20 protein-coding genes are annotated in these 14,715 nt (G+C 41.3%); 7 read left to right on the plus strand and 13 right to left on the minus strand.

Annotation, left to right across the window (positions count from 1 at the left end):
* The first annotated feature begins 2 nt into the window (after positions 1–2).
* A complete protein-coding gene (locus WG989_RS03980; RefSeq protein ID WP_340427523.1) occupies positions 3–605 on the plus strand; it encodes a hypothetical protein in 603 nt (200 codons plus the stop codon).
* A 43-nt stretch (positions 606–648) separates the two neighbouring features.
* The gene (locus WG989_RS03985; RefSeq protein ID WP_340427525.1) at positions 649–978 is read left to right on the plus strand and encodes a DMT family transporter; all 330 of its coding nucleotides are present in this window, start codon (positions 649–651) and stop codon (positions 976–978) included.
* Here WG989_RS03985 and WG989_RS03990 read toward each other — a convergent pair.
* The 5 genes from WG989_RS03990 to WG989_RS04010 form a co-directional block, all read right to left on the minus strand.
* Complete coding sequence (locus WG989_RS03990; protein ID WP_340427526.1) at positions 975–1,493, minus strand: hypothetical protein; 519 nt, start codon at positions 1,491–1,493, stop codon at positions 975–977. The two genes, WG989_RS03985 and WG989_RS03990, sit on opposite strands and share 4 nt — an antisense overlap.
* A gap of 23 nt (positions 1,494–1,516) precedes the next feature.
* The gene (locus tag WG989_RS03995; protein WP_340427527.1) at positions 1,517–2,506 is read right to left on the minus strand and encodes an MBL fold metallo-hydrolase; all 990 of its coding nucleotides are present in this window, start codon (positions 2,504–2,506) and stop codon (positions 1,517–1,519) included.
* 70 nt (positions 2,507–2,576) lie between these two features.
* Entirely contained in the window at positions 2,577–3,209 is a 633-nt protein-coding gene (gene trhA, locus WG989_RS04000; protein ID WP_340427529.1) for a PAQR family membrane homeostasis protein TrhA, read from the minus strand.
* Between the two features lie 4 nt (positions 3,210–3,213).
* Positions 3,214–3,894 carry a glutathione peroxidase gene (locus WG989_RS04005; RefSeq protein WP_340427530.1) on the minus strand — a complete coding sequence of 227 codons (681 nt, stop codon included), beginning with the start codon at positions 3,892–3,894 and terminating at the stop codon, positions 3,214–3,216.
* A 6-nt stretch (positions 3,895–3,900) separates the two neighbouring features.
* Entirely contained in the window at positions 3,901–5,286 is a 1,386-nt protein-coding gene (locus WG989_RS04010) for an aldehyde dehydrogenase family protein (protein WP_340427531.1), read from the minus strand.
* 118 nt (positions 5,287–5,404) lie between these two features.
* On the opposite strand from WG989_RS04010, the gene WG989_RS04015 reads away from it, so the two are divergent.
* From WG989_RS04015 to WG989_RS04030, 4 genes are all read left to right on the plus strand, one after another.
* Positions 5,405–5,842, plus strand: coding sequence for a nucleoside deaminase (locus tag WG989_RS04015; RefSeq protein ID WP_340427533.1), 438 nt, complete (start codon positions 5,405–5,407; stop codon positions 5,840–5,842).
* Positions 5,843–5,844: 2 nt separating this feature from the next.
* On the plus strand, positions 5,845–6,147 hold the full coding sequence (locus WG989_RS04020) for a DUF6958 family protein (RefSeq protein WP_340427534.1): 303 nt from the start codon (positions 5,845–5,847) through the stop codon (positions 6,145–6,147).
* Between the two features lie 117 nt (positions 6,148–6,264).
* Positions 6,265–6,627, plus strand: coding sequence for a hypothetical protein (locus WG989_RS04025; protein WP_340427535.1), 363 nt, complete (start codon positions 6,265–6,267; stop codon positions 6,625–6,627).
* Between the two features lie 234 nt (positions 6,628–6,861).
* Positions 6,862–7,461: a superoxide dismutase gene (locus WG989_RS04030; RefSeq protein ID WP_340427536.1), complete on the plus strand. Its 600-nt coding sequence runs from the start codon at positions 6,862–6,864 to the stop codon at positions 7,459–7,461.
* Positions 7,462–7,551: 90 nt separating this feature from the next.
* On the opposite strand, the gene WG989_RS04035 is transcribed toward WG989_RS04030, so the two are convergent.
* The gene (locus tag WG989_RS04035) at positions 7,552–8,121 is read right to left on the minus strand and encodes a DNA-3-methyladenine glycosylase I (protein ID WP_340427537.1); all 570 of its coding nucleotides are present in this window, start codon (positions 8,119–8,121) and stop codon (positions 7,552–7,554) included.
* A gap of 57 nt (positions 8,122–8,178) precedes the next feature.
* On the opposite strand from WG989_RS04035, the gene WG989_RS04040 reads away from it, so the two are divergent.
* On the plus strand, positions 8,179–8,658 hold the full coding sequence (locus WG989_RS04040; RefSeq protein WP_340427538.1) for a GNAT family N-acetyltransferase: 480 nt from the start codon (positions 8,179–8,181) through the stop codon (positions 8,656–8,658).
* Here the strand turns inward: WG989_RS04040 and yidD are convergent.
* The 7 genes from yidD to WG989_RS04075 form a co-directional block, all read right to left on the minus strand.
* The gene (gene yidD, locus WG989_RS04045) at positions 8,655–8,921 is read right to left on the minus strand and encodes a membrane protein insertion efficiency factor YidD (RefSeq protein WP_445298472.1); all 267 of its coding nucleotides are present in this window, start codon (positions 8,919–8,921) and stop codon (positions 8,655–8,657) included. The two genes, WG989_RS04040 and yidD, sit on opposite strands and share 4 nt — an antisense overlap.
* On the minus strand, positions 8,902–9,309 hold the full coding sequence (rnpA, locus tag WG989_RS04050) for a ribonuclease P protein component (protein WP_340427539.1): 408 nt from the start codon (positions 9,307–9,309) through the stop codon (positions 8,902–8,904). The genes yidD and rnpA overlap by 20 nt, the downstream gene beginning before the upstream one ends.
* A gap of 104 nt (positions 9,310–9,413) precedes the next feature.
* Entirely contained in the window at positions 9,414–9,581 is a 168-nt protein-coding gene (gene rpmH / locus WG989_RS04055; protein ID WP_340427540.1) for a 50S ribosomal protein L34, read from the minus strand.
* Between the two features lie 260 nt (positions 9,582–9,841).
* Entirely contained in the window at positions 9,842–10,669 is an 828-nt protein-coding gene (murI, locus tag WG989_RS04060) for a glutamate racemase (protein WP_340427541.1), read from the minus strand.
* 71 nt (positions 10,670–10,740) lie between these two features.
* Complete coding sequence (locus WG989_RS04065) at positions 10,741–11,253, minus strand: OmpH/Skp family outer membrane protein (RefSeq protein ID WP_340427543.1); 513 nt, start codon at positions 11,251–11,253, stop codon at positions 10,741–10,743.
* Between the two features lie 67 nt (positions 11,254–11,320).
* Positions 11,321–11,836 carry an OmpH/Skp family outer membrane protein gene (locus tag WG989_RS04070; protein WP_340427544.1) on the minus strand — a complete coding sequence of 172 codons (516 nt, stop codon included), beginning with the start codon at positions 11,834–11,836 and terminating at the stop codon, positions 11,321–11,323.
* Between the two features lie 44 nt (positions 11,837–11,880).
* On the minus strand, positions 11,881–14,616 hold the full coding sequence (locus WG989_RS04075; RefSeq protein WP_340427545.1) for a BamA/OMP85 family outer membrane protein: 2,736 nt from the start codon (positions 14,614–14,616) through the stop codon (positions 11,881–11,883).
* Between the last annotated feature and the right edge of the window lie 99 nt (positions 14,617–14,715).

The raw sequence follows: 14,715 nt of genomic DNA on the forward strand, positions 1-14,715 counted from the left end.
GAATGCATCTGGAAGAAGGTGAATTTTATCACATCTATAACCGAGGGAATAACAAGCAATCTATTTTCTTTAATGATGACAACTATGTTTTCTTTATTAAAAAGATCCGGGAGCAACTACTGCCTGTTGCCGATATTCTTGCATACTGTCTGATGCCAAATCACTTTCATATTTTGATAAAGGCCAACGAACAAAGTGTAAAAGAACGTAATTCATTTGGAGGAAAGCCAATGCAGGAGTTTGCTTACAAAATTGGAATGCTGCTCAGCAGTTACACGCAAGCTGTTAACAAGGCAAATAAAACCAGTGGTTCGCTTTTTCAACAAAAGACAAAGGCCAAGTTATTGGCGGAAGAAATAAACAATCACAAAGTCAGTTATCTTGAGCACTGCTTCTTTTACATACATCAGAATCCCCTGGCAGCAGATTTGGTTAAAGATCTGAACGATTGGAAATATTCATCACATCTTGATTACTGTGATAAAAGAAACGGAACTTTGTGTAATAAAGAATTATTTTTTTCATTCACGGGACTAACGGTTTCGGACATCATTCACCATTCAGAAACTGCAATTGATCCTGAAATTAGTTTCAAATTAGAATAAGGGTTCAGGTCGCTTTGAGCGCCCCGACCCACACATCACCATCATGAACTGGTTCCTCCTCATCATTGCAGGTTTATTTGAAGTTGGTTTTGCTACCTGTCTTGGGAAAGCAAGAGCAACAAGCGGCAATACATCTTTGTACTGGATGGTTGGCTTTTTTGTTTGCCTCAGCATCAGCATGTTTTTATTGTATAAAGCCACGCAAACATTACCGATTGGTACAGCCTATGCAGTTTGGACAGGCATTGGTGCAGTTGGAACAGTCATTATGGGAATAATTTTCTTTAAAGAGCCCGCCGATTTCTGGCGACTGTTTTTTATTACAACATTGATCGCTTCCATTATTGGATTGAAAGCAGTCTCATCGCATTAAGTTTGTTTACGCACGAAACTTTCAAGTCCTTTTGTGTAAACAGCTGCTCTTCGTTCAGCAGCAATATCCAAAACCAATGCAGCAACAGCCATGATAAAAAGCCCGGCACCAACTCCACTCCACAATTGTTGTGCAGCATTTGTTCGGAAGTAGAAGAAGAGAGAAATTCCAACGAGTAACAACACAACTTCAGCGATCAGAATAACACGGAAACTCTTCATTACTTTCTCCATACGAGGATATTCCTTTTGTTTCAAATCGCCGGGATTCAAATCGTAAGCATATACATTCCGGATTCGATCATCATCACTTCGTTTATAAATGGTAAAGCCAATGCTGCCGGCAACAACACCCACAACGATCATCGGAATGGCAGCACCTTTAAAGAAAGGCGTTTTCAGCACAAAAAATAAAATGATAGCAGCAATAACTGCCACTATACCAACTGCTATAAAAAACAGGCTGCCTTGTTTCTCTGCGGAAAAGTATTGTTCAATATCGGTTTTGCTGAACATGATGAATTGTTTGCAGTAAGATACTACAACTGTAATTTGTTTCCGATAGAAAGATGATTGACTGCAGCAACGCCCAATTGCTCCTGCAACAAGAGCAACTCCTGCTTCGGATAAAAGATGGGCTCATCGCTCAAATCAAATGTAGCATGATGCATGGGAATCAATTGTTTTGCCTGCAATTGTTCAAAAGCAACCAATGCATCTGCCGGACTTGTATGTGCCGTATGCATAAACCATTCAGGTTTGTATGCGCCGATGCCCAGCAAGGCCACATCAATATTGGGAAAGAGCTGGGCAATTTCGCTGAAGTGAATGCCCAAACCACTGTCGGCACCAAAATAGATCTTTCGCTGATTGCCTTCCAGCATAAAACTTCCCCACAACATATTATTCATATCATTGAGTCCACGTCTGTTCCAATGTTTGGCAGGTAAGTAGGTAACCGCAACATCTGTTTCTAACTGATAGCGTTGATACCAACCAGCTTCAACAATAGGGTTGGTAATTTCCCAGCTACGTAATAAAGGCGCAATATTTAAACCTGTAAGAATAATGGCGGATGGATTTAATGTACACAACTGTTGCATACTTTTCTGATCGCAATGATCACGATGATTATGCGACAGCAAAATATAATCGATGTGCTTGAGATCTGCAACATCACATGGCAATGGCGTTAATCGTTTTACCGGACCAACATTGTACAATACCGGATCAGTAATAAAATGTTTACCGCTGACTGTGAACAGAAAACTTGCATGCCCCAACCATACAATCCCATCTTCCCGATTGCTTGTAAGCGTTGGATTGATTATCACCTCTACATTCGGCTGTTGTTTTTTCTTCAACGGCTTTAGTGGATTCGCTTCCACCTGCCATTTGAATAATTCACTTACACTTCGTTCTGATGGTCCATCCAGATTGATGTACTGTTGTTTTTCATTCAACAGATTACCATGCCAACCATCTTTAATAAACGGTAGATCGGGATTATGTGTTGGAAGTTGTTTCATTGTTATTCTAATGATGAACGGAGCGTCGCCAATGGCGGTGAATGATAGTTGAACGATGACAACCAAAAATTTATACCATCAACAATACAGCTACATAATGACAGATAGCAGCCGCCAGTACAAACAAATGCCAGATAACATGATGATAGTGCAGCTTTTCCCAGAGATAAAAAATAACACCGATGCTGTACAGTAAACCGCCAATAATGATCATAGTTAAAACGGGGCCTGGAATAGCTGCAAAAAACTGCCGGCCGCTGAACAATAAGATCCAACCCATACCGAGATAAATGACTGTTGAGATGTAATTGAACCTGCCTGTAAAAAATATTTTAAAGGAGATGCCGATCAATGTGAGTCCCCACAATACACTCAGCATTACAATGCCGGTTGTGTTTAACATGTAGTTCAACAGAAAAGGAGTGTATGTTCCTGCAATTAGAAAATATATACTGATGTGATCGAATACATGCAGCACAGCTTTCACTTTTGGATTCTGAAATGCATGGTACAGCGTTGAGAATGTAAACAGAAGTATAAACGAGAATCCATAAATGGCTGCGCCAACAACAGCAACGGTATGATCTTTATTCGCAGCAATTGCACTCAATACCGGCAGCGCAGCAATACCAAAAATAATTCCGATACCGTGTGTAATACTATTGGCAATTTCAAGCCGGAGGTTACTGTGCTGCTCTGTCATGTAGCTATTGTTCGATTTCTTTCAACATCTGTTCACTGGTTGGAGAAACAGAAGGATCAAAATAATGCGTAAGAATTCCTTCTTCGTTTACGAGGTACTTCGAAAAATTCCAGCTTGGCTGTTTCCCATTCCATCCATTCTTGGTTGAATCGGTAAGCCATTTGAATACTTCGTTCTGCGTTTCACTTTTTACAACCGAACTTTTTTTCATCAACGGAAATGTAACGCCAAAGTTGACTTTGCAAAATTGTGCGATCTCTTCATCACTTCCTTTTTCCTGTTCTTTAAAATCATTGGCAGGGAAACCGAGGATCACCAGTTTATTCTCAAATTTTTTCTGGAGCTGTTGCAGCTCATCATACTGCCCGGTGTAACCACAATTGCTGGCGGTATTTACCAACAACACTTTCTTTCCTTTCAAGGATGAAAAGTCGTACGTAGTCCCATTGTTCAAAATACCCTTGAGTGAATGGAACGGAACGGCCGGCTTCTGGTGTTCATTTGCCAACGCATCGGTGTTTTTACCAATCAGTTTTGTAAAAAATATCCATGCCGGGTAAACTGCTTTTAATACTTTTTGTCTTGTTGTCATACCTGCACTGTTTCGGTTTACATAAAAAAAATAACTCATCGCCACTATAGCGATCATCAATAAAACAACGGTAACACGTTTAAGTTTACGCATGCTGTATTATTTTCTTCCCAATGCCAAACGCCATAATCGAAGTTTGGATCTGTTAAACGGCGGATACCTGAAAAATGGTTCAAACCAATTGGCTTTTTTTACAACACCTTTGTAATGTGTAAATGTATCGAATGAGAATTTACCCAAATGTCCGCCATGGCCGCTTGTACCAATTCCTCCAAATGGTATACTATGGTTTCCCAATTGATAGATGGTTTCGTTGATACAACCTGCTCCGAAACTGATATTCTCAATAAAGAAGCGCTGGTTTGTTTTGGAGGTGCTGAATACATATACCGCCAACGGATTTGGATTCAAAGCGATCAATTGCAACACTTCACTGTTTTCTTTATAAGAAAACACCGGCAATACCGGACCGAATATTTCTTCTTTCATTACTGTTGCATCTGGTTTCACTTCATCCATGATGGTTGGACCAATATGTCTGCTTGCTTCATTTACATCACCTCCATATACGATCTTTCCTTCTTTCAAATATTTTACAATGGACTGGAACCGTTTTGCATTGATAATACATCCATAATTATCATTTGCTGCACGGTCTGTACCATACGATTGTTCAATTGTTCCAATAATGCTGTGGATCAGTTTATCTTTTACACTTTCATGCACCACCAAATAATCCGGAGCCACACAGCTTTGCCCGCAGTTGAGCAACTTCCCCCATACAATTCGTTTCGCTGCCATTTTCAGATCGGCACTTGCATCTACAATGCACGGGCTTTTTCCGCCCAACTCCAACGATACCGGTGATAAATGTTTTGCCGCCATCGCCATGATCTTTTTTCCAATCTCTGTACCTCCTGTAAAAAACACATGCCCAAAATGAAACTGATCAAGCAATGCTGTAACAACCACTGCACCTTCGCCTGCAACTGCATGTATAAATTCCGTTTCAAAATTTTCATTGATGAGTTGCTCCAGTACGGCAGATGTATGTGCACTTAATTCCGAATGCTTAATGAGCACTGTATTACCCGCAGCAATAGCACCTGCCACTGCCCGGTAGGTGAGCAACACAGGATAATTCCAGGGTGATATCACCAATACATTCCCAACAGGTTCAGGATACATTTTTGTAACTGAGGGAAGTAGATACAATGGCGTATCAACCAATTGTGGCTGCATCCACTGCCGAACGCCCCGCAACTGCACACGGATCTCTTCATACACAGGACCAAGCTCTGTCATATAAACTTCCTGTGCATGCTTACCCAGATCTTTCAACAATGCTTCTTCGATCTTTTTTTCATTGTTGCGTAAAACGGCTTCCAGTTTTTTTAACTGTTGCCTGCGAAAGGCAAGCGAACGGGTTGCACCTGATTTGTAGAAAGCAACCTGTGCATCGTATATGGATTGATATGAATTCATGAATGGCCTTCCGGTTTTGATAATTTTAAAGCAATCGATGAAGGATGGTCCCCTTTCTACAAATGTACCAAAGCTTCCTGTTCTTTCTGTTACGTAAATGAATAGCTACCTTCGCTGTATGACGGACGAATATTTCATGCAACAGGCACTTAAAGAAGCAGTGATCGCTTATGAAGAAGGCGAAGTACCGGTGGGTGCCGTAGTGGTAATGGAAGGAAAAATTATTGCACGTGGTCATAACATGACGGAGAAACTCAATGACCCCACAGCACATGCGGAGATGATTGCGTTAACATCAGCCTTCAGTCATATCGGTGCAAAATATTTACCAGGTGCAACATTGTATGTAACGGTTGAACCTTGTTTGATGTGTGCAGGTGCGTTATACTGGAGCAAACTGACCCGCATTGTATGGGGAGCTGACGATGAAAAGAACGGACACAAACGCATTACGAAAGATGAATCTCCATTTCATCAAAAGGCAGAAATAAACACCGGAATTTTAAAAGACGAGTGCGCCCGTTTAATGAAAGATTTCTTTGCAGCAAAACGATAGCCATGGCAAAAGCAGTTGCTAAAACAATCACAGTTACACATCCTGTAACAGGAACAGAACGGAAATTTGATGCCGCTATTTACGAACCGTTCAAAGCGGCCATTCTGCAAAGTCTCAAAGGCAGTAAGGGTAAAACGTTTTCTGAATTAACGGATGACGTGGTAAAGATCATCCGCAAACAAATGCCGGGCTTTACCAAATCGATTCCCTGGTACACCATCTCCATCCGTCTCGATCTTGAAACAAGAGGGCTTGTAGAAACCTTTGTTGAGAAAGGGAAAAAGCTCAACCGTCTTGCAAAATAAACTTCAGCATTTCGGCAATAGCTTTCTTTAACAAAACCTTTTTACCTCCTCTTACAACTTCCGGTTTTTGCAGCCATCTATATGGTTGTAGCTGTAAAGCAACGGCTGCATAAGCATATGAAAAAAAGCATTGGTTTTGTTATCCTGAGCATGTTGTTGCTTACGGCTTGTCGCAAAGCTGATCTGCCAACAGCACCCATTGACGAATCAGTATGGTTACAAAAGGAACGGGGTGTGGTTGTGTTTGCTGATTTCGATTGTAACTACTTTGTAATTGAAACACGTAACGGGTACACCGTTGCTGAAAACTGGTCGTTCCGTCCCTACACCGGTGATGTTTTGTATGGTGACCTCAGTTTCTACGGACTTAAAAATGTATATAACCGGAGCCGTGGTGCATTAATGGCCATTGATGTGGAAGATTACTGGCTAAGCTATTTTGCCGCACAGGACCGTATCAGCTGGTACTGTTCTCAATAAACCCAAGTGTCCTCTATGGAGAAAGGGAATGCAGCAGTGCGTTCCTTTCTTTTTTGTATGGGTTGCCAATCTTTCATGAGTTGCACCACTTAATTACAAATTGCAAGGTTGGCAACCCTAAAAAACTTGTCGGCATGCTAATTGCCATCTACTTAATCCATCTGCATTTTAAATTATCTGTTTGTACCTTTGCCTTCCAATTAACAATTTCGTAAATTTTAAAACTTACAGAACATGGCATTTACATTAGCACCTCTTCCGTATGCGCATGATGCATTGGAACCCCATATCGACACAACCACTATGCAAATACATCATGGTAAACACCACCAGGCTTATGTTGATAATCTCAACAAAGCAGTGGCAGGTACTGAGCACGAAAGCAAATCGCTGGAAGAACTGGTAGCAGTAGCCGGCAGTATTTCTCCTGCTGTACGTAACAATGGTGGTGGTCACTGGAATCACACATTTTTCTGGGAATCATTGGCACCGAATGCAGGCGGCACACCAACAGGTGCTTTGGCTGATGCAATTACTGCTGCTTTTGGATCGTTCGATGCATTCAAAGAAAAATTTGCAGCAGCAGGTATGACACGTTTCGGAAGTGGCTGGGCCTGGTTGATCGTGAAAGATGGCAAATTGGAAGTTTCATCAACTCCTAATCAGGATAATCCATTGATGGATGTGGCCGAAGTAAAAGGCACACCGATCCTTGGAGCTGATGTGTGGGAGCATGCTTACTACTTAAAGTATCAGAACCGCCGTGCTGATTACTTGGCTGCATTCTGGAACGTAGTAAACTGGAGTAAAGTAGCAGAACGCTTCGGTAAATAAGAAAGAATATACTTTGTAATAATTAAAAGGCTCGCCATAATTGGCGAGCCTTTTAATTATCAATCAGATCATTTGCATCATTTCATCCCATCATCTGCGGTTCTTCTTCCAGCAATTATTTGCATGATCATTCACCATGCCACTCGCCTGCATAAATGCATAGCAAATCGTTGAGCCAACAAACTTAAACCCACGTTTCAATAGATCTTTGCTCATGGTATCGGAGAGTTCTGTTTTTGCAGGCACATCACCCATCGTCTTCACGTTATTTACAATTGGTTTGCCGCCAACAAACTGCCAGATGTAGTTGTCAAAGCTGCCAAACTCTTTTTGTATGGCGAGATATGTTTTTGCATTTTGTACAAAAGCATTCACTTTTAAACGGTTGCGTACAATACCTGCATCCTGCAACAACGCTTCTATTTTTTTATCGCTGTACTTCGCCATTTTCTTTGCATTAAATCCATCAAACGCTTTGCGGTAGTTTTCACGCTTGTTCAAAATGGTGTACCAACTAAGTCCAGCCTGTGCCCCTTCAAGGCAAAGCAGTTCAAAAAGTTGTTGATCATCGTGAAGCGGCGTTCCCCATTCTTCATCATGATAATTCTTATACAAGTCATCTTTCAAACACCAACTGCAGCGTACTTTTTCTTTTGCCATGATTTTTGCTTTATACACTTGCAAAGTAATTAATTTCACAATTCGTAACAGTGTAAAATGATACGCAAAGCAACCGGTAACGATTTTAATTTTCTGTATTATCTGTATATGCATCCGCAGGTAAATCCGTACCTGTTGTATGAATACATGCAGCAGGATGATTTCCATTCTGTATTCAATGAGTTGCTGCACAAAAACGTGCTGTACATTTTTGAAGTAAATGGGGTCGATGTTGGTATGTTTAAACTGATGCCACAACACCATCGCAATGCACACATTGCGTACTTAGGCGGTGTGGCCATTGATCCCGAGCATGCAGGCAAAGGACATGGTTTGCAAATGATGAAAGAGATCATTGACTATGCAAAGCAACAAGGCTTTATTCGATTAGAGTTAACCGTTTCTACTTCCAATGAAAAAGCAATTCAACTTTATCTAAAAGCAGGCTTTCACCACGAAGGTGTGTTGAAAAAATACACGTATTTAAAAAGTAAAGATCAGTATGTAGATGAAGCAGTGATGGCGTATTTATTTTAAGGAACAGGGTCGTAACCACTTCCTCCCCATGGATGACATCGGCCGATGCGTTTCATTGTTAACCACAAGCCTTTTATAGGTCCATGTTTTTTCAATGCTTCAATTCCATATTGGCTGCAGGTAGGTGTATATCTGCACTTTGGACCAATGGCCGGACTGATAACATACTGATAAAAACGGATCAATAAAATAAACGGAAAACTCAGGATCGTTTTGATCCTGCCTGAAGTAGAGGTGGCTGTATTATGATGTTGACTGCACACTCAGTTGTTCAAGTTTTTGTAACGCTATTATTGTTTTCTCTGCAATCAATTTATAATCGGGCACTTCTTTTCCTGTGAAAATAAAAAACACATGCAGTTGACTGTTCTCTTCTTTCAATTGTTGCTTCAGCTTATTTTTTTGTAACCGCCATGCTTCACGGATCAATCGCTTCACACGGTTACGGTCAACTGCTTTTTTAAAATGTTTGGTCCCAACAGCTACACCAAACTGCAAGGAACAATCGTCAATAGGCAACGGGCAGGAAGTATAATATACACGTAACGGCGGAACGGAAAATGATTTCCCTTCTTTGAACAAGTGCTCAATTTGCTTGCGGCTTTTGAGGCGCTCCTCTTTACCGAGTGTATATCGTATTGTTTTTTCCAACTGTTACAGAAGCAAAAATAACTCCCCTTTATGGCATGGGATTAAATAAAAAAGTCTCCCGCATTAACGGGAGACTCAAAATATCTTCTTCAAATGAATAGTGCTTATTTCTTAGCGCCACGCTCATCAGAAATCGTGAGCTTATGACGGCCCTTTGCACGACGGCTTGCTAACACCTTGCGGCCGTTAGCATCCTGCATACGTCTGCGGAAACCATGTGTGGTCTTTCTGCGACGCTTTGAAGGCTGGTATGTACGTTTTTTTCCTGGCATTGTTTGCTGTTTTACTTCTTTAAAAATACCGGGGAGAAACCGGAAATTTCAGATCACGCAGTGAGAACACCACTTCCCGCTGTTTGTGAAAGGACGGCAAAGGTAGGGGAAACTGCCCGAAAACACAGGGTTTGAGGCAAGAAAAATCTAATATGGTGAGTCCCAAGCCTGTCCTGAGCCTGTCGAAGGATAGAGTGGCTCATCCTCAACATCAATTGCTGCAATCCCTTGATAGTAACCTGATGCCCCGGAGAGGATGATCAGCTTGAAAGCTCAATATGCTTCGCTTGAACATCCGTTCCATAAAACAGCTTGGCATGTTTGTCAAAATCAGTAGCTGAGTCAGTGGTGAAAAACTGCCTTTTGCCGTGCTTCGTCAACCGCTCCTCCATCTCAGGATGTCGTTGCAGGTAGTCGGCCAAGCTGGTTGCCACAATCTTTCCCTGCGAAAGCAAGTTGACCTCCGCAGGCAAATACTGTTTAATTTTTTTACTGAGCAAGGGATAATGTGTGCAACCCAGCAACACTGTATCAATGGAAACGGATTGCTGCATTAATTCATTCAAATATTCTTTTACAAAATAATCAGCCCCTTCACTTTCATGTTCATTGTTCTCAATAAGCGGCACCCACATAGGACAAGCCTGTTGAACAACATGGATCGCCGGATAAAACTTATTGATCTCAATTTCGTACGATTCCGATTGCACGGTGCCGGCTGTTGCAAGTACCCCAACACTTCCGGTTTTACTGAACTGTCCGATCACTTCGGCAGTTGGGCGTATTACACCCAACACCCGGTTGTTTGGATTCAGATGCGGCAGATCATTTTGCTGAATGGTACGCAATGCTTTTGCAGAAGCAGTATTACATGCCAGTATCACCAATGGACATCCTTGTTTAAAAAACCATTCCACACATTCCAATGTGTAGCGATACACCGTTTCAAAACTTCGTGTACCATAAGGTGCACGTGCATTATCACCAAGATACAAATAGTCGTATTGCGGTAACTGTTCCACAATTTCCTTCATCACGGTTAAACCGCCGTAACCCGAATCAAATATGCCGATAGGTCCTGTGTGCATGCCGCTAATGTAAGCACAAAAAAAATCCCCCGATAAATCGAGGGATCAATATTGTAAATGAAAGCGATTAATTACTTCGCCGGTGTTTCAGGTATTTTCAAAAACTTCTTTACCAATGGAAGAAGATCGTCTGTAGTTGGAACAACCAATAACGCTTCTCTCGAAACAACATAGGCATAGTTGTTTGCTTTTGCTACTGTCTGGATTGCTTCCAATGCAAGTTTTTGTACGGGAGCAAAAATTTCCTGCTCTTTTGCCTGCAAATATTGTTGTGCTGTAGTTGAGTATTGTTGTACACCATCAGCCAGATCCTGGAATTCTTTGAAACGAATTTGTTTGATAGCTGGGGTCCATTTAATTGAATCAACACGGATAATGCTGTCTTTTTCCTGGTACTCTTTAATGAGTTCACCATACACTACATTCAGCGAATCCTGAACGCCTTTCAATTTATCCTGTGCCTTTTTGGTTTCAGGCATCGCCATCAGTAAATCATTGGTATTGATATGACCAATTTTTTGTGCATTCACTGCTACAGTAGTTCCCATAATTGCCACCACTGCCAGAACAATAACTTTTTTCATTTGCTTGTTTGTTTTTAAATAAAGTGTACTTACGATCCCTTTTGGTTGTGTCAGTGTGTGGTTTTGATTAAAGTTTAACACCCAGAATCTTCAGCACATCATCACTTTTGTCCAGTTTAGGGTCGGCAAATATAACGGTAATTCCTTCACTTTTGTCCAAAATAAAATCGTATAATCTTTCAGTTGCCAATCGTTGAACGGCGTTGTAAACCTTATCCTGTATGGGTTTCACCAATTCCTGCTTTTTGCGGAAGTAGTCGCCTTCAAATCCAAAACGACGGCGTTGCAGATCACGCACTGTCTTTTCTTTATTGAAAATTTCATCCTCTCTTTTTTTAAGCAACTCAGGAGTAAGCATCACCTTTTCTGTTTCCAGTTGGCGATACATTTTATCCAGATCGGCCTGCATCAGGTCAATTTCTTTTTGCCAGGCATCAGCCATCTCTTCCAGTTTTGTATTAGCACCTCTGTACTCCGGAATTTTATCCAGGATATACTTGGTATCAATAATAGCATAACGCTGTGCGTTGGCTGTAAAAGCCGTGAGCATAAAGCTGAAGGCGGCAAGAAGGAATGTTTTCATATACTTGTTTTTATACATGATGTGTTCTGGTGGCAAAACGTTGTTTATTCCGGTTCAAACCCAAGCATGAAGGTAAAGCGGGTAATATCCCTGAATCTTGCACCGGGTGATGTTCTGTCTAAACCAACCCCATAATCAAATCCAAGCAAACCAAACATTGGCAGAAAGAAACGCATACCCAAACCGGCACTGCGGCGCAATTTGAATGGGTTGTAATCCTTCACATCATACCATCCATTGGCTGCTTCAAAAAAGGCCAATGCAAAAATGGTACTGCTTGGGTTTGTACTCAATGGATAACGAAGCTCCATGCTGTACTTGTTAAAGATGGTAAAGAACTGGCTCGCCGATGTTTGATTCGGATTGTTGATCCGTGGATCAGAATTATCGTACACAGGGTAACCTCTATGTGCAATGATATCGAAACCAATAATACCAAAGTTGTTTTGCAAACCTGCATCACCCACCTGGAAACGTTCGAATGGAGAGATCGGCAGATCTCTGTTATATCTTCCTAAGAAACCGAATTTCGCTGCAGCTTTTAGTACAAACTGGCGGTTCTTTTCTGCACCTGCCGGTTTACCGATCGGAATAAACCATTCATAGTTCATCCGCCATTTATGATATTCCACCAAACGGTATCTCTCCGCCGGATCGCTATACTTACTTGCATCACGGAACAAACTCCATGGCGGCGTAAATGTAGCCGTTAAAGAAAACGTTGAACCCGAACGTGGAAAGGTTGGTTGATCTACACTTGAACGAATGATTTGAAAACGAACATTGACGTTGTTGGAAGTACCGCTATCTAATTCAGGGAAGATGGGATAATCCTTCAACTTATATTGTGTGTAGTTAACCGATGTGATCAGGTTGAAATAATCATCGGGCCATTTCAATTGTTTACCTAACGAAACACTGGCGCCAAATGTTTGCAAAAACTGGTTATTGGCCCGTTGGCGTGTTGGCAATCCCGTAAGCGGATCAAATGCATTCGACAATTTTGTGCGGAATAAACTTACTGTAAGATTGTTACGTTTTTTACCGCCTAACCAAGGTTCAGTAAACGAAAAGTTTTGTGAACTGAACGATGGGCCATTCGACTGAATACGTAATGATAAACGTTGTCCATCACCGCTTGGCAATGGTTGCCATGCTGATTTTTTGAACAGGTTTTTGGTAGAAAAGTTGTTGAAGGTAACACCCAATGTTCCGGTTAAACCAATCAATCCACCCCAGCCGGCACTTAACTCCAGCTGATCACTTGATTTTTCTTCCAGTGAATAATTGATATCTACCGTTCCATCGTCAGGATTAGGAACAGGGTTGGGATTAATTTTCTCAGGATTGAAATAGTTGAGTGCCGATAATTCACGGATCGAACGGATCATATCACTACGGCTGAATTTTTCACCCGGCACAGTACGCAATTCACGACGAATTACATACTCTTTGGTTTTATCATTGCCTGTAATATTCACGGAACGGATCGTTGCCTGTGGGCCTTCTGAAATACGTACTTCGTAATCGATGGTATCGTTGTACACTTTTGTTTCAACCGGTTCTACACGGAAAAAGAGATAACCATCATCCATATATAAACCACTGATATCGCCACCTTCCGCAGATAACTGTTTTCCGAGTTTTGAATTCAGTGTTTCGAGGTTATAGATATCACCACGTTGAATGCCAAGGATCGTATTTAATGTTGAGTCGTTATACTTTGTGTTTCCTCTCCATGTAATGTTTCCGAAATAGTATTGGCGTCCTTCATCCACTTTCAATTCTGCAATGAGGTTTCCTTTACTGTTATAATAGGTGGTATCTTTTTCAATTACCGCATCACGGTAACCCAGCTTATTATAATAGGCCAGCAGCTTTTCCTGGTCTTCAACATACTTGGTTTGATTGAACTTGGCGGCCGAAAACTTGATACGGAACCATGGATCTACAAAATCCCTCACTTTGGAAAGCGAAAGAAACCCACGGTCTTTCATGAATTGTTTGAAGGTCACAGAATCTTTCGGTCCGTAAAGTGGTTTTTGATCGACGGGGTGTAAGGTAAACCGCATCCGCTCTTTCGTTCCTTTCAATTGTTTCTTCAACTGCAGATCCGACACTACTTCGTTACCACTGATAAAAACCTGTTCGATTTTTACTTTGTTCCCTTTACTTACATTGAAGGTAAGATCAATGAAATTAGGATTCACTGCGTTCTTCGTATCAGTGATCGTTACATCAACCTGGCGAAATCCTTTTTCTGTATAGAATTTCTCAATGCGTTCAATACTGGTGCGTCTGAGGTTCTCCGTTATTACTTTGTTGGGTGTTAGTCCAACTTTTTCTTTCAGTTCATCCTGCTCTCCTTTTTTAATACCATTGAAAAAGAAGTTCCCTAATCTTGCACGCTCTGTAACAGAGATCTCGATATAAATATCTTTTCCATCAACACGTGTAATAAAAATGGAGGCGTCATCAAAATATTGTTGGCGCCAGATCGAAGCAATGGCTTTACTGAACAGGTCGCCACCCGGCAGATACACTCTGTCGCCAACGCCCATACCGGTAATGGAAACCAATAATGCTGAGTCAAATGTTTTGGAACCACTCACTGTTATGCCCGCAATAATATATTCTTTCGGCACTTTGGAGTTCATGATCGCTTCCAGTTCCGGGTCAATCGAAACAGGCTTTATGGTGTCGGTCTGCTGTGCCAATAATTGAAAATGAAAGCCGGAGCAAATCAGAAGCAGCAGTAGTAATTTTCTATTCAAACGCATCAAAATTCAGTTACGGTTATATTGTAAGTCGTGTTATAAAAAATGCCGCTCAAGCCTGTTACAGTTCTTTGTTGCAACACAAAAGGAGCTGTTGCTGGT

It is taken from the genome of Lacibacter sp. H407 (assembly GCF_037892605.1).
Classification (GTDB): Bacteria; Bacteroidota; Bacteroidia; order Chitinophagales; family Chitinophagaceae; genus Lacibacter.